This window comes from Pseudoalteromonas sp. UBA6610, assembly GCF_002433295.1.
Lineage (GTDB): Bacteria > Pseudomonadota > Gammaproteobacteria > Enterobacterales > Alteromonadaceae > Pseudoalteromonas > Pseudoalteromonas atlantica.
This window is the reverse complement of the sequence record NZ_DJHW01000095.1, coordinates 43,277-63,048: the sequence shown is the minus strand read 5'-3', so window position 1 is coordinate 63,048 and position 19,772 is coordinate 43,277. Positions and strand designations below refer to the sequence as shown.

General features: G+C 39.1%; 18 protein-coding genes and 1 pseudogene. 15 read left to right on the top strand and 4 right to left on the bottom strand.

Going from position 1 to position 19,772, the window contains the following annotated elements; all coding sequences use genetic code 11:
- From B4F91_RS12950 to B4F91_RS12895, 12 genes are all read left to right on the top strand, one after another.
- Positions 1–654: hypothetical protein (locus tag B4F91_RS12950; protein WP_286936535.1), on the top strand; the 654-nt coding region annotated here is incomplete at its 5' end.
- 132 nt (positions 655–786) lie between these two features.
- A complete protein-coding gene (locus B4F91_RS12945) occupies positions 787–1,848 on the top strand; it encodes a DUF4062 domain-containing protein (RefSeq protein WP_286936537.1) in 1,062 nt (353 codons plus the stop codon).
- A gap of 88 nt (positions 1,849–1,936) precedes the next feature.
- On the top strand, positions 1,937–2,395 hold the full coding sequence (locus B4F91_RS12940; RefSeq protein ID WP_174169333.1) for a hypothetical protein: 459 nt from the start codon (positions 1,937–1,939) through the stop codon (positions 2,393–2,395).
- Positions 2,396–2,502: 107 nt separating this feature from the next.
- A complete protein-coding gene (locus B4F91_RS12935; RefSeq protein ID WP_286936540.1) occupies positions 2,503–2,988 on the top strand; it encodes a hypothetical protein in 486 nt (161 codons plus the stop codon).
- Positions 2,989–3,099: 111 nt separating this feature from the next.
- Positions 3,100–3,495, top strand: coding sequence for an energy transducer TonB (locus B4F91_RS12930; RefSeq protein WP_024031813.1), 396 nt, complete (start codon positions 3,100–3,102; stop codon positions 3,493–3,495).
- A 227-nt stretch (positions 3,496–3,722) separates the two neighbouring features.
- A complete protein-coding gene (locus tag B4F91_RS12925) occupies positions 3,723–4,697 on the top strand; it encodes a transposase (protein ID WP_286936542.1) in 975 nt (324 codons plus the stop codon).
- Positions 4,698–4,974: 277 nt separating this feature from the next.
- Positions 4,975–5,934, top strand: coding sequence for a phosphotransferase (locus B4F91_RS12920; RefSeq protein WP_096042928.1), 960 nt, complete (start codon positions 4,975–4,977; stop codon positions 5,932–5,934).
- Between the two features lie 144 nt (positions 5,935–6,078).
- The gene (gene upp / locus B4F91_RS12915) at positions 6,079–6,711 is read left to right on the top strand and encodes a uracil phosphoribosyltransferase (RefSeq protein WP_004586497.1); all 633 of its coding nucleotides are present in this window, start codon (positions 6,079–6,081) and stop codon (positions 6,709–6,711) included.
- A 9-nt stretch (positions 6,712–6,720) separates the two neighbouring features.
- Entirely contained in the window at positions 6,721–7,959 is a 1,239-nt protein-coding gene (locus tag B4F91_RS12910; protein ID WP_055254010.1) for a uracil-xanthine permease family protein, read from the top strand.
- Between the two features lie 136 nt (positions 7,960–8,095).
- Positions 8,096–9,841, top strand: coding sequence for an HAD-IIB family hydrolase (locus B4F91_RS12905; protein WP_286936545.1), 1,746 nt, complete (start codon positions 8,096–8,098; stop codon positions 9,839–9,841).
- A complete protein-coding gene (locus B4F91_RS12900; RefSeq protein WP_029771978.1) occupies positions 9,834–11,057 on the top strand; it encodes a hypothetical protein in 1,224 nt (407 codons plus the stop codon). Before B4F91_RS12905 ends, B4F91_RS12900 begins: the two co-directional genes overlap by 8 nt.
- 24 nt (positions 11,058–11,081) lie before the next feature.
- Positions 11,082–12,860 carry a sugar phosphorylase gene (locus B4F91_RS12895; protein ID WP_004586493.1) on the top strand — a complete coding sequence of 593 codons (1,779 nt, stop codon included), beginning with the start codon at positions 11,082–11,084 and terminating at the stop codon, positions 12,858–12,860.
- 105 nt (positions 12,861–12,965) lie between these two features.
- Here B4F91_RS12895 and B4F91_RS12890 read toward each other — a convergent pair.
- Positions 12,966–15,812: pseudogene (locus B4F91_RS12890) on the bottom strand (TonB-dependent receptor domain-containing protein).
- Positions 15,813–16,425: 613 nt separating this feature from the next.
- On the opposite strand from B4F91_RS12890, the gene B4F91_RS12885 reads away from it, so the two are divergent.
- Together B4F91_RS12885 and B4F91_RS12880 are read left to right on the top strand one after the other, a co-directional pair.
- Positions 16,426–16,815: a cytochrome b562 gene (locus B4F91_RS12885; RefSeq protein ID WP_024031804.1), complete on the top strand. Its 390-nt coding sequence runs from the start codon at positions 16,426–16,428 to the stop codon at positions 16,813–16,815.
- Positions 16,816–17,015: 200 nt separating this feature from the next.
- Complete coding sequence (locus tag B4F91_RS12880) at positions 17,016–17,402, top strand: OsmC family protein (protein ID WP_273588454.1); 387 nt, start codon at positions 17,016–17,018, stop codon at positions 17,400–17,402.
- 51 nt (positions 17,403–17,453) lie between these two features.
- Here the strand turns inward: B4F91_RS12880 and ykgO are convergent, their stop codons facing one another.
- Both ykgO and B4F91_RS12870 read right to left on the bottom strand, forming a co-directional pair.
- Positions 17,454–17,588: a type B 50S ribosomal protein L36 gene (gene ykgO, locus B4F91_RS12875; protein ID WP_286936548.1), complete on the bottom strand. Its 135-nt coding sequence runs from the start codon at positions 17,586–17,588 to the stop codon at positions 17,454–17,456.
- Positions 17,588–17,851, bottom strand: a complete 264-nt coding sequence (locus B4F91_RS12870; RefSeq protein WP_286936550.1) for a type B 50S ribosomal protein L31 — start codon at positions 17,849–17,851, stop codon at positions 17,588–17,590. The genes ykgO and B4F91_RS12870 overlap by 1 nt, the downstream gene beginning before the upstream one ends.
- A 224-nt stretch (positions 17,852–18,075) precedes the next feature.
- Here B4F91_RS12870 and B4F91_RS12865 point away from each other — a divergent pair, with 224 nt between their 5' ends.
- The gene (locus B4F91_RS12865) at positions 18,076–18,342 is read left to right on the top strand and encodes a hypothetical protein (RefSeq protein ID WP_024031803.1); all 267 of its coding nucleotides are present in this window, start codon (positions 18,076–18,078) and stop codon (positions 18,340–18,342) included.
- A 189-nt stretch (positions 18,343–18,531) separates the two neighbouring features.
- Here the strand turns inward: B4F91_RS12865 and B4F91_RS12860 are convergent, their stop codons facing one another.
- Entirely contained in the window at positions 18,532–19,575 is a 1,044-nt protein-coding gene (locus B4F91_RS12860) for a metal-dependent hydrolase (protein WP_286936551.1), read from the bottom strand.
- Positions 19,576–19,772: the final 197 nt, after the last annotated feature.

Sequence of the window (19,772 nt, the reverse complement as noted above, 5' to 3'; positions counted from 1 at the left end):
AATGTCGTAGACAAAATTGTTATAAGCCACAAGGATAGTATGAAGATTATTTTAAAGTTTATTGGATTAATTTGGGCTGTTTCATTTTTTTCATTTTTCATCCTTTCTTTCTACTCAGGCACTGGTGGTGAAATACCTCCTATCGCTCAAGAGTATGTAACCAATTTTCAGGACTTATTAGAATCTTTTTTAACCTCCCACTGGTTTGTTATCGTTTTTATAGCTGGTTGGTTTGGTGTCTCTTATACGTTAGGAAAAGAAAGTGGCTGGCAAAATTTAGCTAAAAAGTATGGAAATAATAAATACGATAATCCAGACGAAAATTTCCAAACTGGAAATGGGTATATCGGCAAAACAAGACATAATGGTATTTTGAAAGTTGCAGCAAACAGCAAAGGAGTTTATTTAAGAGTACTTTTTCCTTTTAAGTTTGGTCATAAAAACTTGTTTATTCCTTGGCAAGACATTGAGGCTATGACATCGGAAAGTGGTTTGTTTTCTGATAAAACGCCTAGTTTTCTTAAACGAGTAGGTAAATTAATTTCTGGCACTGAGTACTTAAATATTAAATTGCACCAGTTTCCAGAGCAACGGCTAACGATTCAAAGCACTGAACAACTACTTGGTTTTATACCAAAAAACATTAAGAAATAGGTGTAGGGTAAGTGGCTTATAACAAGTCATTAAAGCAGGACAAAAAACAGTTGGTTTTTGCTCATACCTCGCTTATTTTAACCAACTATTTTTAGCCTCTTAATGAGGCGTTAGAATCCAAAAGGAAGTTACATGGCAACCCCAAAAGTATTCGTTAGCTCTACCTGTTTCGATCTGGGTGAAATACGAGAGCAACTAAGACGCTTTATTCAATCATTCGGATTTGAAGCTGTACTCAGTGAGAATGGAGATGTGTTCTATCACCCGGAATTACATACTCATGAATCATGTATACACGAGATATCGAATTGTCAGATTTTTATTTTAGTAATTGGAGGGCGATTTGGGGGCGAGTACATTGCGGATAGAAAAAAATCCATTACTAATGCTGAGTATTTGGCAGCAAGGGAAAGTGGAATTCCGGTTTTTACATATGTAAGAAAAGGTGTTCTTTCAAATCATCATATTTATCAACAAAATAAGAAAAAAGAATTTGCTTCTGACATTGAGTATCCTGCTATCGAGAAACAAGAGTATGCCTTGAATATTTTCTCTTTTATAGATGACGTTCGAAGGTCACCAACCAACAATGCCTTTGAGGGTTTTGAAAGCTTTTCAGAAATAGAAAACCATTTGAGGAAGCAATGGGCGGGTATGTTCTTTGATCTGCTGAAGTCGAGAGAAGTGAAATCACAAATTGACGCGACAAATCATCTAATTGAAGGGCTGAGTTCATCTGGCAAAAAGCTAGAAAACTTAGTTAAAAGCCTCTACCTATCTTCAAATGAACCCGAGGCACAAAAAGAAATTGACTCAATTGACACGTACAGTGACGTATTGAAGTTTTTCGACAGGTCGATTAGACCTCACTGGACTTTAAAAGAACCATATCCGTTAGACACGACCAAAATGGATGTGGAGAGAATGGCCGCAGTCCCAGTTGAAGATCACACCTGGCATTCGTACCTTGTCGCATTAGGATTGTTTGAATATGACTTTTTTCCTGACGATGCCGATGAGAAAGAGGCTTTAAGTTTCTGCGCAGGGACTCATAGCCATCGAACATTTGCTCAATCGCTAGAAAACAAGGAGCTACAAAATCTATTTGAGAGCGGTATAAAAAAATCTACACAGGAACAAAGGTTGACTGCTTTAAAAGAAATAGATGAAAAGTATGGGGAAATTGAATTCTAACAAGCGGCTTAAATTCGCTACGTTTCACTCCGCCGGACGCTCACTACGTTCGCGCCGTTTAGCCGAGCGTTAGGGTTACAATCAGGCAATGAAGTGGACTGAACCTTGGATTAAATCAATCCAAAACCAAGAGAAATATAGCCTCATTTCAAAGGGGGTGTTAATAAGCTGCTTACTATGGACGTTGTTTTTCGTTTTTTTGGCAGTTGTAAGCCTGTTGACTAAAGATGACTTTATCAGTCATCTAGCTAAAACAATTTGGATTGCTCCTGTGCTAGGTTTCACTTTAGCTTGGGTTTTGTATACGGTCACGTGGCTGTCACCAGTCAAAATTGATTCCGGTCCCAAAGGCCTTGTCAGAATCAAAGCAGATAATATAACTTCGATACCTTGGGAGCTGATCTCTTCGTACAGGTTTATATTTAACGGCATCGTTTTTAAGTTTACTGATGATAGTGAAATCACATTCTTATTACCTGAAGATATGGATCGAAATTTAATAGCAAAGGAACTTGAAGCACACTCAATCAAAAAAGATGTTTTGTAACCCTAACAAATTAATTAAACCGTGGACGCAAAACAGCAGGCTTGCGCTCATTCTTCGCTTAGTTTAGCCAGCTATTTTCCGCCGTTTATTAAGGTGTTAGAGGCACTATGAAGTTAGCAACCATTTTTCTAGCCCTATTCTTGCTATCAGGATGTGGTACAGAAGGTGTTGATATGGAAATCAGTGATGTTGATGACTGGTTTAAGGTAAATGAAACTGAAATAACTTCTATCGTTGAATTATTTAAGAGCGACAAATGTTTACGTAGAGTTGAACTCGGCTCAATGAAATATATCAGTCAAAACTGTGAAAACAGTTCGTCTCAAGAAACCAAAATAAAAGAAATACAAAGTAAGCTAACAAGCCTTGGTGTTGTTCTAGCTGTTGCGCATACATTCGATGATGGAAATTTTGTTGCGAGTATATTCATAAACAGGAGAGGTATTGCAGTATCTGGTGGAGGTCTTGAAATTAGTTACTGGGAAAAATTTCCTGTTTATTTAAATGATGAACTCGAGTGTGGTGCAATTGAAGCTCTCTACAAAGAAAAGTGGTACGCAGAGATTTTAAGCTCTGAAGATCCGTGCCTCTAACAAGTCAATTCAGCGGGACAAAAAACAGTTGGTTTTGCTCCTGCGTCGCTAATTTTAACCAACTATTTTTTGCCTTTGATTGAGGCGTTATGCAGCAAGGAGAGTCTGGTGATGAGGATATGTTTAGGTGTTTTGATACTACTATTTTTGTTTGGTTGTGCATCGACAGATAAAACTAATATCAAAAGTGAACCATCAATTTTCGAAACAGCGATAGAAAATAGAGTACATATCAAACCCTTAATTTATATTGAGCCTTTGTACCCAGTTGAAGAAGCAAAAAATAATATTGAGGGTGATTGTAAATTGTCATTTGATCTCGAAAATCAAGGTAAAGGAGCTGTTCCTGCTAACCTGACTCTAATCGAGTGTACTAATAATAACTTCTACAAACAATGTAAGAACTCAGTTAAAAAATGGTTATTTCTACCTATCGAACGTTTTCAAGGTAAAGAGCTTCATACTGGCTTAGTTACAACATGCAAGTTTAGGTTAAATGCTGCATAATCGGGTAGCCGGAGGTCTCTAACCTCCAGCCCCCACACCACCCATCATACGGGTCCGCAATGGGCGGTTCATCTCCCGTAATGAATATTGATCCAAAAACCAATAAACTAGACACCCATCTTAAATTTTGCATTAAAACCAATAAACTAGACACCCATCTTAAATTTTGCATTTAACGCAATTAGAGGCTAGCTTTTATTTAGTGCAAAAAACAAGCAGAGTGTCATATGGCAATTGCAAGAAAGCGACAAGTAAGTTTGGTTGATACAAAATACTATCACTGTATTTCACGGTGTGTTCGTCGTGCATTTTTATGTGGCGAAGACCGTTTCACTGGTCAATCTTACGAGCATCGACGAGGATGGGTTGAAGATAAGCTGGGTGAATTAGCTAAGGTATTTTGTATTGATGTGTGCGCTTATGCCGTAATGAGCAATCATACCCATTTAGTACTGTATGTAGATGATAAAAAAGCAAATAGGCTGAATGATAAAGCGATTGTTATTCGCTGGCATAAACTCTGTAAAGGCACATTGTTAACGCAAAAATTCATACAAGGCGAGAAGCTAAGTAAAGTTGAACTCATTTTTTTCAATCAAACGGTAAAACAATACCGAGAACGTTTAGCAAGTATCAGCTGGTTTATGCGCCTGTTAAATGAAAATATAGCGCGTAGAGCAAATAAAGAAGATAATTGCACAGGGAGGTTCTGGGAAGGTAGGTTCAAATCGCAAGCTTTACTTGATGAAGCCGCAATTGCAGCGTGTATGGCCTATGTAGATTTAAACCCCATTAGAGCCAAGATGGCTAACACGCCAGAAGAGTCAGACCATACCAGCGCTCAAGCACGCTTAATATGTGCAAAAGAAGGCAAGCAGCCAAAGCAACTACTTCGCTTTGCAGGCATGTCACGTCAAGTAATGCCTAAAGGGCTGCCGTTTGAGCTTAAATCGTACCTTGAACTTGTTGAGCTAACAGGGCGAGTAATGCGAGAGGATAAGCACGGGCATATAGATAATATGACCCTTCCTTTGCTAGAAAGGCTTAATATATCATCAGAAAACTGGTTAAAACTCACCACACAATTTACGCGCGTATTTCATGGTGCAGTGGGCAGGCCTGCCTCACAAGAAGGGTATTGCGAAAACTTAAACCGAAAGCGGCGAGCGAATATCAGTAACTGCGCAAAGTTATTCGCTTAGAGCCAAATCACTTTTTGAGCACTCCAACTACATAATGTAGGTTTTTTTGTGGCTGCCATTTGAGCTTTATTTAGTAATACCTCTATTTTAAAACTCAAATTATTTTTGGACAGTTAAAAAACATAAATTCATTAGGTAACTTTAACTTTTTGTAATTCACTTTGTAGAAATTAAGGTGGGTGTCACTTTAAAAAGAAATGGGCTTATGGATGCTATCGTTTTATTAAAAATACCTTCTAATGTTAAACTATAAAAAACTTAATGACTTAATATAGCAATGGCATTTTATCTTCCTCTTTTACAGCCTCATTTTAAACACATTGAAATGGGCGATACGCTAACATCGCTTTGGAGCGGGTGTGGCAGTATTGTCGAGTGCATGCTTGATGCCGAGCCATGTGTTATTAAAGCGATAAAAATACCACGCTACATAAACCATCCAAAAATTAAGCAAAGCGAATTTGCATTAAAGAGAAAGCAGCAGTCTTATAAAGTTGAATATAATTTTTATAGGTTATACAGCGCGTACTTACCGACAAGCGCTAAAAGTATTACCTGTATTAATGCAATTAATGATGGTGATGATTATGCGTTAGTATTTAAAAACTTTACTCAATATGGTTTTGCTCAAGCAAGCTCCCAGCATATAAAGGCAATACTAAACTGGTTAGCATCTTTTCATGCCTTTAATTTAAATAAGCCTGCAAAGGGCTTATGGCAAGAAGGGAACTATTGGCATTTGAGCACACGGCCAGATGAGTTTAATAAGTTAAAACCAAGCGCTGACAAAAAGTCCGATATTAAAAATGCGGCTCATAAAATTGATAAAAAACTGCAAGCATCACACTACAAAACCTTGATACATGGCGATGCTAAGCTTGCCAATTTTGCTGCAAATGAGCAAAGTGAAATACTCGCTTATGACTTTCAGTATGTAGGGGCTGGGGTAGGGATTTGCGATGTAATGTATTTTATGACCAGCTGCTTAAGCAACGAGCAATTACATACCTGCGCCGATGAGTATTTACGTTACTACTTTAGCCAATTAAAAAATGCGCTTTTAGTGTATCAACCGCAAATAAATGCCGCTGACGTGATTGCAAAGTGGCATGCATTATGGCCATTAGCTTGGGCCGACTTTTATCGTTTTTTAGCGGGTTGGAGCCCAACTCATTTTAAAATAAATAGCTACATGATGGCGCAAGTAAATATAACGTTATCAGATAACAACTTATAAACATAAAGTAGCGTATTGCTTGCATAAATATCAAGCAAATCAATACATTTTGGCACGATCTATGAAAACTTATTTAAAATTGCAGGTCAAATGACCTTTTTTAATATAAAATACCGCCAATTCTAGTATCAGTAGGTTTTTATCATGTCAATTCACGTAATTTCACACCCTCTAGTTCAACACAAATTAGGCTTAATGCGCGCTCACGGTATAAGTACTAAAAGCTTTCGTGAATTATGCTCTGAGGTAGGTACCTTATTAACCTACGAAGCAACTAAAAACCTACAGTTAGAAGATAACGAAATTACTGGCTGGGACGGCAACAAATTAAAAGTAGAGCACATTAAAGGCAAAAAAATTACTGTTGTGCCTATTTTACGCGCAGGCCTTGGCATGATGGATGGCGTAATGTCATTACTCCCAGCGGCTAAGGTAAGTGTAGTGGGCCTTGAGCGTAACGAAGAAACGCTTGAGCCAGTACCTTACTTTGAAAAGTTAGTAGGCAATATTGATGAGCGCTTAAGCTTAGTTATAGACCCAATGCTTGCAACTGGCGGCTCAATGATTGCTACTATCGATATGCTTAAAAAAGCCGGCTGTAAAGACATTAAAGTAATTGTACTGGTTGCTGCACCTGAGGGTGTTGAAAAAACATTAGCCGCTCACCCTGATATTGAGATTTTTACTGCCTCAGTTGATAGCCATTTAAATGAAAAGGGTTACATTATCCCAGGGCTTGGTGATGCAGGTGACAAAATTTTCGGTACGGTTTACTAAGGTTTAACAGTGCAAAATAATTCTACATTTTCTATAAAAACCATTTTAACCGGCGCCCAAATGTTGTTTGTAGCATTTGGTGCGTTAGTGTTAGTGCCTTTATTAACGGGGCTTGACCCAAGTGTCGCTTTGTTTACAGCCGGTATAGGTACTTTATTATTTCAGGTAGTGACGAAAGGCAAGGTGCCTATATTTTTAGCGTCATCATTTGCGTTTATTGCGCCTATTATTGCCTCAGTACAAATGTGGGGCGTACCAGCCACCATGGGTGGTTTAATGGCAGCGGGCTGTGCTTATATGCTGTTAGCGCTATTGGTTAAATTTAAAGGGGTGGCAACTCTTCATAAAATTTTGCCGCCTGTGGTCGTCGGCCCCGTTATTATGGTGATTGGTTTAGCCCTTGCACCGGTTGCGGTAAATATGGCAATGGGTAAAAGTGGCGACGGCAGTATTGAACTTATTGCTTACGATAAAGCCATTATTATTTCGCTGTTTTCTCTTGTTGTAACACTTATTTTTGCTGTGTGGGGCAAAGGTGTATATAAGCTGATCCCTATATTAGCCGGTGTTATATCGGGTTATGTTTTATCACTAGTAATGGGTGTGGTTGAATTTGGTAGCGTAAATGAAGCCAGCTGGTTGGCTGTACCAAACTTCACATGGCCCGAATTTAAGTGGCAAGCAGTTCTCTTTATGGTGCCTGTAGCCATTGCACCTGCTATTGAGCATATTGGCGATATGATGGCTATTAGCCAAGTAACCAATAAAGACTTTTTAAAAAAACCAGGCTTACATCGCACCTTATTTGGTGATGGCTTAGCCACTGCCGCTGCCTCTTTATTTGGTGGCCCGCCAAACACGACTTACTCTGAAGTAACCGGCGCAGTGATGCTGACCAAAAACTTTAACCCTAAAGTAATGATGTGGACTGCCATAATTGCTGTGGTACTGGCCTTTGTGGCAAAAATGGGCGCTGGTTTACAAACAATTCCTGTACCTGTGATGGGCGGCATAATGATTTTGTTGTTTGGCTCAATTGCGGTAGTGGGCTTAAATACGTTGGTTAAATCTGGTGATGACTTAACTGCACCCCGTAATTTAAGTATTGTGGCACTTATATTAGTATGCGGTATTGGCGGTATGCACATTGGGGGCAGCCAATTTAGCTTAGAAGGGGTTAGCTTGTGCGCCATTTTAGGTATTGTGCTTAACTTAGTATTGCCAAAAGCTGAACCAGAAACTGATTAATTTTGCACTGTATGTAAAATTTACGCACCAAAATAGCGCATACTAATTGCGCTATTTTTGTAAGTTACTAATAATTAAATAAAAATAATAGTGGTCTAGTACCTGCATTTGTTACTTCATAATATAAGGAGTTACTATGTCAGAGGCCAGTATTGTGGATATAACCCCATTTTTAGCAAAGCACCAATTGCCTTTAAAGTATCAGTACCTTAGTGAGCAATTTTTTATCCCGCTTGCACACGATATTCTAGAATCAAAAAAAAATAACACCCCTATTTTTGTCGCCATAAATGGTTGCCAAGGTTCAGGAAAAACCACCCTCGCAGATTTTTTAGTTACTTGGTTTAGTAACAACACGCCGTTTACCAGTGTCGCGCTTTCTATTGACGATTTTTACTTATCTAAAGCGCACCGCCAAGGACTTGCCAAAGACGTACACCCATTATTTGCCACCCGTGGTGTGCCTGGCACCCACGATGTAGGGTTAATGAATACCACCATAAGCCGGTTACTTGCAAAAGAGGTTGGCGTGCCTTTGCCTAAATTTGACAAGCATCACGACGATTGCAGCCCCGAGCAAACATGGCAATGTAACAATAAACCCATTGATATTATTATTTTAGAAGGCTGGTGTGTAGGCAGTGAGCCACAACCGTTATTTTCTTTAAGTGAGCCTATAAACGAGTTAGAAACACAGCACGATAAAGAAGGCGTGTGGCGCCGTTGTGTAAACAGTTGCCTAGCAAATGAATACAAAAGTGTGTTTAGTAAAATAGATTACACGGTGATGCTCAAAGCGCCGAGCTTTGAAGATGTATTTAAGTGGCGACAAGAGCAAGAGCAAAAGCTTATTGCCGCTAAGGGCGAGGGCGATGGCACCATGAGTGATGAGCAACTGGTGCACTTTATTTCTCATTTTGAGCGTATTACTCGCGAAAACTTAAACACCCTAAGCGCTAAAGCTAACGCCCTTATAGAGCTTGATAGTAATCGCGATATTAGTGCTATGCACTTAACCAGCGACAATACGCTGCAACCTATTATATTTACCGACTTAGATGGCACGTTACTCGATCACGCCGATTACAACACTAAAAATATCAGTAGCTTGCTGCAAGACTTACAAGCAGCCCACATTCCTGTGGTGTTTAATACGAGCAAAACATTTTGCGAAGTGGTTGAACTTAAAAACGAGCTTAATATTCAACAGCCTTTTATTGTTGAAAATGGCGCGGCTGCTTATTTACCCGTAGATTATTTTGAGCTTAAACCCATTGGCTGCACGCAAGTAGGGGCGTATTGGTGTTATGCATTTGCATCACCCTTATCTAACTTACTTAGTGATTTAGACTCCTTAAGCAGCGAGTATAAATCGCATTATAAGTTATTTAGTGATTTGTCGAGCGAGCAAATATCATCCCTCACCGGGCTTGATGAAGCGCATGCAAGGCGCGCTCAAACACGCGATTTTTCAGACCCACTTTATTGGCACGGAAGCGATGAATTACTTAATGCGTTTGTAAACGATGTTAAAGCACTCGGCTACGAAATAAAAATAGGCGGGCGGTTTATACATATTGCTAAAAACACCGATAAAAGCGCTGCACAGCAGTGGTTAGTTAAACAAATTTCACAACATTTTAGAAAGCCTCTCACGGTAATTGCACTAGGTGATAGTGACAACGATAAGCAGATGCTAGAGCAAGCTGATATCGCCATTATCATACATAACCCAAGCAGTAAAAAGCCGGTTAAGTTAACACATAACAAGGCGCGTTATTCGCAATCGCCCGCTCCACTGGGTTGGATTGAAGAAATAACCACATTGCCTTGTATTAGCAGCATTTTAAATACTATTGAGGAGCGAAAATCACATGGCTGATTTTTATCAAAATGGCATCATCACAACCTTACACAATATCGCCGATAGACCAGTAGAAGCGCTTGAAGAAGAGCTAATTAGTTTTAGTAAGCAACGGCCAATGGGGTTAATACTCCCTTCGTTGTTTAGTGAGCTTGAAGGCCCAGCGCTGCAAAACATTGTAAAAGAACTCAGAGAGGTTCCTTATTTATCGCAAATTACCATAGGTTTAGACAGGGCAGACGAGTCACAATACCGCCATGCTTTAGGCTTTTTTAAAGAGCTTAACCAAAACCACAAAGTGCTTTGGAACGATGGTCCCCGTTTGCAAGCGCTTGATAAAGAATTACAAGAGCTAGGCGTTGCACCGCGTGAACTTGGTAAAGGCAGAAACGTGTGGTATTGCATGGGTTATAAATTAGCCACCTCAGAGGTAGAGTCGATAGCACTGCACGACTGCGATATTTTAACTTACGACAGAGGTTTGTTAGCGCGCTTAATTTACCCTGTAGCACACCCTCGTTTTAATTATGAATTCTGTAAAGGCTTTTACCCACGTACTGCAAACGGCAAAATTAATGGCCGAGTATCGCGCTTATTAGTAACGCCGTTATTACGCTCGTTCAAAACTATTTTAGGCAATACCGACTACCTTGAGTACATGGATACCTTTAGATACCCGTTAGCAGGGGAGTTTTCGTTTAGACGTGATGTGCTAAACGATATTCGTATTCCGAGTGATTGGGGCCTTGAAATTGGCGTACTAAGTGAAATGTACCGTAATTATTCGCACAATCGCTTATGCCAAGTGGATATTGCTGATAACTACGATCATAAGCATCAGGAACTTTCTCTTGATGACCAAAACGCCGGTTTATCTAAAATGTCGATAGACATAACCAAGGCACTATTTAGAAAATTAGCCACTCAAGGGGTTACTTTTACCAGCGAAACAATTCGTTCTTTAAAAGCAACTTACTACCGTATTGGTTTAGACTTTATAGAAACGTATCATAACGATGCACTGATGAATGGTTTAACCTTAGATGTGCACCAAGAGGAAAAGGCCGTAGAAATGTTTGCCAAAAATGTTATGGAAGCAGGTCAGCACTTTTTAGATAACCCAATGGAAGCGCCATTTGTGCCAAGTTGGAACCGTGTTGTATCGGCCATGCCAGATGTTTTTGAGCGCTTAAGAGAAGCGGTTGATCTTGATAATAAAGAATTTAGTGAATAAGTAAAACAATAATAAGGGGCGCGTGTGAATACAGTAAGTGAATTATTTTTACAGCGGGTAGAGCAACATCTACATATTATTTATAAAGATGTTGAACTGCCCTTAAGTATTACAGAGCTGGCTGAGCAGCTTATAACTATAATTTTAGGCGACAGCCCGCTGCGCGACCCTACACCCCATACTAACCGTTGGGACGAGCAAGATATTATATTAATAGCCTATGGCGACTCTATTATTAAGCACGATGAGGGAGACCAAGCTGTTGCAAAGCCGGTAGAAGCACCGCTTAAAACCTTGCACCGGTTTATAAAAGAGCAGTGCGATATGCAGCTTAATGCTTTACATATATTGCCATTTTACCCGTATAGCTCTGATGAAGGCTTTGCGGTAATGAACTACGTGCAAGTAAATGAATCGCTAGGTGATTGGCAAGATATAAAAAATATTGCCAAAGATGTAAAGCTAATGGCAGATTTAGTGATTAATCATTGTTCTAGCCGAAGTGTATGGTTTGAAAACTTTTTAAACGATTTAGACCCCGGCAAAGATTACTTTAAAACGGCAAGTTTAACCGATGATTTATCTAATGTAGTACGCCCGCGTACGTCACCGCTATTAAATACGGTAACCACACCAAGCGGCGAAAAACATGTATGGTGTACGTTTAGCCACGACCAAGTTGATTTTGATTTTGGTAACCCGGAAGTTCTAAAAGAGTTTATAAGTATTATTCGCCATTATTTAGATAACGGCGTACGCTTGTTCAGGCTAGATGCGGTTGCATTTTTATGGAAACAACTCAATACAAATTGCATTAATTTACCGCAAACGCATGAAGCTGTTAGGCTTATTCGCACCCTTATAGAGCATACTGAGCCAAGCGTTGTCATAATTACCGAAACAAACATACCAAACCAAGAAAACCTCTCTTACTTTGGTAACGCCAACGAAGCCCACAGTATTTATAACTTTGCTTTACCGCCTTTATTACTGCATACATTACTCAGTGGAGATAGCACAGCCATTAAGCATTGGATGATGAGTATGCCGCCTGCGCAAAACGGCACCACATACTTTAACTTTATTGCCTCGCACGATGGCATTGGACTTAGGCCAATAGAAGGCTTGTTACAACCAAGCGAAGTGGCGTCATTGGTGAGTACGTCTATGCAATTTGGTGGGCGTGTATCAATGCGCACCAGTAACGATGGTACGCACACACCGTATGAGCTAAATATTGCACTTTTTGATGCATTACAAGGCACGCACAATGGGCAAGATAAGTTTGGCCTTGAGCGATTTATGTGTGCACACGCCATTATGTTTGCGCTTGAAGGGATCCCTGGGCTTTATATTCATAGTTTGCTTGGCACAACGAACGATTACGAACGCTTTGAAAACTCACAGCATAACCGTGCAATTAACCGTCATCGTTGGCAAGAGTCAAAACTATTATCGGCTTTAGGTGATAAATATAGCCATCATCACAAAGTGTTTAATGGTATTAAGCATTTATTAGGTATTCGAAAAAAACAGAGCGCATTTCATCCTAATGCCACGCAATTTACGCTGCACTTAGCGGGGGGGTTATTTGGTTTTTGGCGGCAAAGTATAGACAGGCGCCAAAGTATATTTTGTGTTTATAACATAAGTGATAAACCACAAGTACTTACCCTTGCAGATTTAAACTTAATTAACACCCAGCAGTGGTTTGATTTAGTGGCTAATGAAACAATTACCGAGGACCAACTCACTATAGAGTTAGAGCCATATCAAAGTGTATGGTTAAGTAATATTAAATAAAGTGCAGTAATACCAATTTGCAAAATAGCTCACCTAATTAAGCGCATTGGTATAAAAAGGCTCGCAGTGCGAGCCTTTAACTTAATTAATAAACGTTGTTACTAATTATAAGCTGTAGCTTAAGTTAATGTAGCCAAAGCGGCCAATGTTATCGTAACTTGCGCTGTTTTCGCCGGTCCCGCGTGTACCATACGGAAGTTTACGATTAAATAGGTTATCAACACCTACTTTAACGCCTAAGCCGCTATCGAAGTTGTAACCCACTGTCATATCGGTAATAAAGTATTTACCGTAAGACATTTGGTTACTTGGGTTCGAGTTACTCGCAAGCTCTACATTTGTGTATAAATCAACTTCGCTGATAAAGCGTGTTTCAACCGTTGAATAAAAGTTATCCATTGCATAGCTAACCGACAGGTTAGTCTGCCATTTCGCTTCGCCGGTTGTACCTGCGTACTCAATATATGAACTAGGATCATCCTGGAACGGGTAATCTTTGCGTTCAATAAGGTAAGTACCAATTAAACGTGTTTTAAAGCTACCTTCTAGCGCATCAAAGTCATAGCCTAGTTCAAAATCAACACCAGACGCCTTTTGACCAGCTACGTTAAGTACTGAGTTTTGAATTAGCGAAATTTCACCACTGGCATTACGTGTAATTAAATTACAGTACTGATTGTCTATACCTGTTGTGCTATCAACACAGCGGTCAAGAATTTCTTGCGCGTCGATTGTGTCAATTGCATTTTCTAGATCAATTTCCCAGTAATCTATAGTAAGCACAGCGTTTTCTAAAAACTCTGGTTGATAAACAATACCTACCGTTGTACTTGTAGACTCTTCACCTTTAACATCACGGTTACCGCTTGTTAAGCCATCTAAAGAGGCTGAGTCGTAACCTGAGTTAAAGTCACTTGCAACACCTAATGCAGCACAGTTTGCGGTGCGTGTTGCTGCATTTGATAAATTAGCTATGTTTTCAGCGCGGCACGGGTCTTCTACATTGTAGAAAGTTTGGCTTGCTGCACCAAATACTTCACTTATGTTAGGCGCACGAAGTGCTGCAGATTGCGTTACACGCACACGTAGTTCATCGTTAACAGTCCAATCAAGGCCTAGTTTCCAGCTAGTTGCTTCGCCAATTGTGCTGTAATCAGCATGACGTACTGCGGTATCAAATACTAAATCTTGAATAAGCGGTAAGTCAGTTAAAATAGGCATAGTCGCTTCAAAAAATACTTCACGCACATTAAACGAGCCTTTATCTTCGCCTAAAGCGTTAAAAAATGTACCTTCTGCGTTATCTGGCTCTTTTGTTTCGCTTTCTTCTTTACGGTATTCAGCACCAAACGCAACACCTACATAACCTGCTGGTAATTCAAATATAGCACCATTGGCAAGTGAACCAGAAACCACGGTTTGCTTAATAGTTGACGTACCTACAGATACCGTATTTATGTAATCGATCGCTTGTTGAGATGGTGCGCCAAAACCCATAATGTTAACCGGTACACAGCCATCAGCTTATGCTGCAACGCTGCGACATACGATGTTGCCATCTGCATCTTCATCGGCATCAAGGGCATTAAAGTAGTTGGCTAAAATCATATTAGCGCCATTTTCGCGCTCTAAGTCAGTTTGACCATACACAACTGATGTATCTAATTCCCAGTCTTCAAACACAGTCCCTTTTAAGCCTGTAACAAAACGCGTTGTTTCACGGGTATTATTTTCAACGCGGCGGCCAAGATCACTCATCATGCGGTTAACCATGATTGAATCAACGCCTTCCTCTTGCATACGCGCTTTGATATCTGGGTCTAGGTAAGGGTTATCAATTTTAATGCTGTTGTCGCTGTCAAAAAAGAAAAACGCAGGTTGACCTATGCTTTCGCCTTGGCTGTTTACGTATTTTGCATCAAAGTAGACGTTTAAATCGTCGGTAAGATCGTAGTTAACTTTAAAGTTTACGTTGTAACGCTCAAACTCAGGTTGTATTTCTTCAAATTGGCCTAGGTTAAAAAAGTCACATTCTGCACATGAATATGGATCTGCGTTATTGCCTATGTATAAGTCACGAGCACTGCTATCCGGGTTAAAGCTATTAATAAATTTACTTGGATCTTCAAGTGCATAAACACCTGCATCATTGATGGCGAAATAACCCGCATTAGGTGTTAAAATTTTATCAGGAAAGTCAGCACTATTTTTGTTCTCATCCGTTTGGGCTTGGTTAGGTAAGCTGCTAAAAGATGTGCTAGTCCAAGGGTGGTCAAGTGCATTTAATGAATCTTGGCCTGAGTACTCAATAGCAAAAGCGGCATTACCACGGTCGTTATCAAAATTAGAGCCGTACGAGAACGTTGCTTTTTCGTTGTTGTAGCTGTTTAAATCGGCAAAACCACGGGTAACGCTAAAATCCATACCTTCAATGTTGTCTTTTAATATAAAGTTGACAACACCTGTAACCGCATCAGCACCGTATACAGCTGATGCACCACCAGTAATAATTTCTACTCGCTCAACCCAGACGCTCGGGATAGTATTTGTATCAACAGCTTGAGAGCCCGCCGAGCTAGATACGTGGCGTTTACCGTTTACAAGTACTAAGGTACGGTCGGTACCCATGTTACGTAAATCAAGAATGTTTAAACCAGCTGTACCAATAAAGCGGCCTGAGTTAGCCATTGAATATGTATTGCCAAGTGCTGGTAAGTTGTTTAGCGCTTCACCAATGTTTACAGCGCCAGTATTAATTAGCTGCTCGCCGCTTATAACTGTTACTGGTGCCGGTGCAATAGCGCCTTCACGTAAAATACGCGAACCCGTTACTTCAACGCGTTCAATTTTTGTCGCTTGCTCATCTTGTGCAAGTACAGAATTACTCGCTGTTGCAGCAGCAGTAATCAATGCACATTTAATGCTAGTAGAAAGTAAATTATGACGTTTCATGTGTTTCCCAAAGGAGATTTTATAATAATTAAATACATTATCTTTTAGCTAAATACACAGTGCATTTAGCCTAAGCCCTATAACTTTTGTTATAGGGCCGGCGATTATTGCATGCGTATTATTTTATTAAAAGCAACTAAAATAAGGCTAAATCACTAACATGAAATAAGTTACAGGTGATTTGTTGTTAAATTAACAATAAAGCGAGGTGATGTTAGGAGTTTAAGTTTTATGGGTGTTTACGCTTTGCTTATTAATTGCTGTCAATTAATTTACACTGGAATTGTATTGGTAATATTAAAGAGTTTATTTTGAGCATCTTGATTTGATAATGGCTTAAATATAACCATTGAGTGTATTTTAACCTTTAAATGGGGTGCTCTAATTATAGGCGGATTTGTAAGGTTTATGTGTTTAATTTAACTTGTTAAATGAGTTAACTTTTGAGAAATAGTAAGAATAAAAATTAAATTTGAAAATTTTTCACTATAAAACTTGCCGTATCATAATTTTGTAAAGCCCCTTTACAGTTATCTAGCATCCTATGCACCTTGAGTTACTTTATTACGTAAATTTGATACACTTATACTGTTTTTTATAAATAGGTTTTACCATGAAGTTTTTAGTTTTAATTTTTACTTTTGTATTTAGTACTGCGGCCATTTCAGAGCAAGAAGTTGATCTCGAAGTTAATATGAAAAATACAGGCCTTGCTTATAAAAATGCGGTGCAAGCAGTAGGTATAGGTGGCTTTAATACCGCCATAGATAAGTTTATTACTTTGGTTGAAACCAGTAAAAAAGCGACCTTTCATAAAGAAGCACAAATGTCGCTACAAGGGCTAGATAAAGTTATTGCGCAAGCAAAGTTGGCAAAAAAATTAGCGAATGAGCGCGGGCTTGATGCAGCAAAGCCAGCCCTTAAAAATATAGATGATTTACGCAAGAAGTATCATGAGTTGCACGAGCCTCCGGGTTTTTTTGACTTATTGTTTGGTAATTAACCTCAGCTTTTTTGTAAATTAATGTCGAGCAGTTATTTCAGCGCTACATATGCTAACTTTTTCGCTATAGCGCATTATTGATGCACAGATTTGTGATGTTTTAATAAAATGTATAGCTGCAGATTAAGTAGTTTGAATGCTCATTTTTCAATATTTTAGTAAAGCTCTTATCTAGGGTGCAGATTAATTAAGGAATAGTAATGGAAATTTCAGTGTCATTGTTAGAGGGTCAAAAACAAAGTGCAAAATTTGGCGACCTTGAAGTAATAAGCGATCAAAGTATTAATGCTGGTGGCGGTGCCGAACACCCAGAACCGTTTGACTACTTTTTAGTAAGCATGGTGCTATGTGCTGGGTTTTATGCACGTAAATTTTGTGAGCAACGCGATATCTCTACACAAGGGATGACGCTTACGCAAAATAATGAAAACATAGATGAAGAAGGTAAAAAATTATTTTCTATCGAAATTAATTTACCAGATGGCTTTCCTCAAAAATATAAAAAAGCACTTATTGCTGCGGTTAATACGTGTACTGTTAAAAAAGTGATTCAGGCCCAACCTGAGTTTTCTGTAGTTGTTAAATAAAAAATACGGGTAAACAAGTATCGTTTGCCCGTATACTTCACGGAATTAGTGTTACTTTTTCTTCATTCCTTGTACTGCTTTAAAACGTGGATTGTCTTTACATATTACAAAAACACGTCCTTTTCGCTTCACTATTTGACATCCTAGTCGTTGCTTAGCGCTTTTAAGCGAGCTTAATACTTTCATTACTCACCTTTTTTGGGCGTAGATAAGTTTTTAAAGCGACGGTTAAATTGTGCGACACGGCCGTCACTAGCCACTGTTTTTTGCTTACCAGTATAAAACGGGTGCGAGTCGCTAGACACATCAATAGGCACATACGGATACGTTTTCCCTTCAAGCTCAATAGTGCGGTCTGTTTTAATGGTAGAGCCAATAATGAAGTAGCTATCGGCAGCTGTATCGTGAAAAGCAACCACGTTGTAATCTGGATGGATATTAGGTTTCATAATACGCCTCAAGTTGTTATGTGATAATATAACTATAGGTTATCGCGTTTACGGCATTCGCGCAAATGATTTTTACTCTCATTTACTGATATTTTTGCTGGCTAATTGCGCAAACAATTCAAAAAATAACCACTTAAACCAAAAATACTGGCTATTAGTTTTTAGGCTGTTATAACTATATAAAAAGTGTTAACAAGAAAATTTTTACGGTTTAGAGGTAAGCTATGAGCGACGCAGCACAACAAGAACAAATAGACCAAGGGGTGATGGAAACCCTTAGAGAGCGCGATCACACAGTCTTATCTGAGCAAATTAATCCAATAGACTGTACACACAACGATATTATTGAGCTATTAGCACAATATATGGCGTTAAGTGAGCAAGATAACGACGAACTATTTGACGATTGGTTTGATAATCTAAATAAAGAACAGCACACTGTTTTAAAAGTGTTTGAGGTATACCGCGGCCAATACGAGCACCAAAATTAATACTTAGGCGCAGGTGAAACGCTCACTTAGCTGCGCCTTATTAATTAACCACCAACCTGAGCTTTGGATAATAAAATTATCTCAAGCTGCTAATTTGTTTTGTTTTCACTTAAAATTTTTAGCTAGCGAAAGCAAACTTAAATATTTTAACGCCAGCTCAGATTAATGAATGCAATTATAATCAGAGTGTTAAGGCGTTTTCATACAGTTTTTGTCTGCATAGGACGGGGCTAAACTGACATCAGGGTTCCAAATTCTACCCCACACTTTACTTAGGCTACTTAAATTTGAGCGCTGATTTAGTTTTTCAAAGTTGCTTACCTGCACTCCTTTGTTGGTTTTTTCACCAACTGCAAAATTAAATACGTAATAACACTCCATGCCCATACGTAAGTCAGATAAAACAATTTTATTTTGCTGCTCTTTCACGCTATAAAAACCTTTAGTAAACCACTGCAAACGTTGTACGCCCCATTCATTTTTAATATCGTTTAGCAAAGCGGGGCTTGTGTTATAGCGGTTTATTGTAACCTCTTCAGGGGAGTCAAATACCGAGGCATAACTTATGTAATATTGCCCATCAGACATAGCTACAACTCGCCACAGCAAGGTTGTAAGCGGGGCGGGGGTGCTTACATAGTTATTAATGTGTATGTGTTTATGTGCAAACGCGGCGTCTATTTTATTGTTAATTATTACTTTTAAAATAAGAGAGCTACTTAAATAAAGGCTACTGAGCACAAGCATAGCGGCGTTAATTTTATACATGCGCGGTGTGTGTATTTTAGGTATTAAAGTGCACAGAAAGGCCAACAATAACGGCAGGGTGTACAGGGGATCGATTATAAATATATTTGAAATAGCAAAAGGGTGCTCGCTAAGCGGCCATATTAATTGCGTACCATATACTGTAAAGCTATCAAGTAATGCATGGGTTGATAAACATAAAAATACCAGCCAAAACCAGCGCGCTTTATGTATTTGCATGCCGGAGTGTATTTTTAAAATAAGCCAAACAATAAGGGGGCTAATTAATAAGTGCACAATAAACGAATGGCTAAAACCGCGATGATAAGTAAATGCCTCCACTGGCCCGCCATAAGGGATAAAAACATCTAAGTCGGGTAAAGTACCTAAAGCAGCACCCCATAAAGCGGCTTTTCGGCCAATTTTATTACCTAATACGGCGTAACCTACTGCGCTACCTAAAACTACCTGCGTTAACGAGTCCATTTTATTCCTTTTTATTTAGGGTGTTAGTTATGCTGCCCTTGGGCTCAAAACCAATCCACAATAATACTTAATCATATTGCGGGGCTAAACGTGTCGCTACGTGCGTTAAAAAATTTTCATTTACGACTGCATGGATGCAGAAGCAATTGCTGAGAACAACGAAATAGCAAATTTTTTGCCTAGCTATCAACACGTTT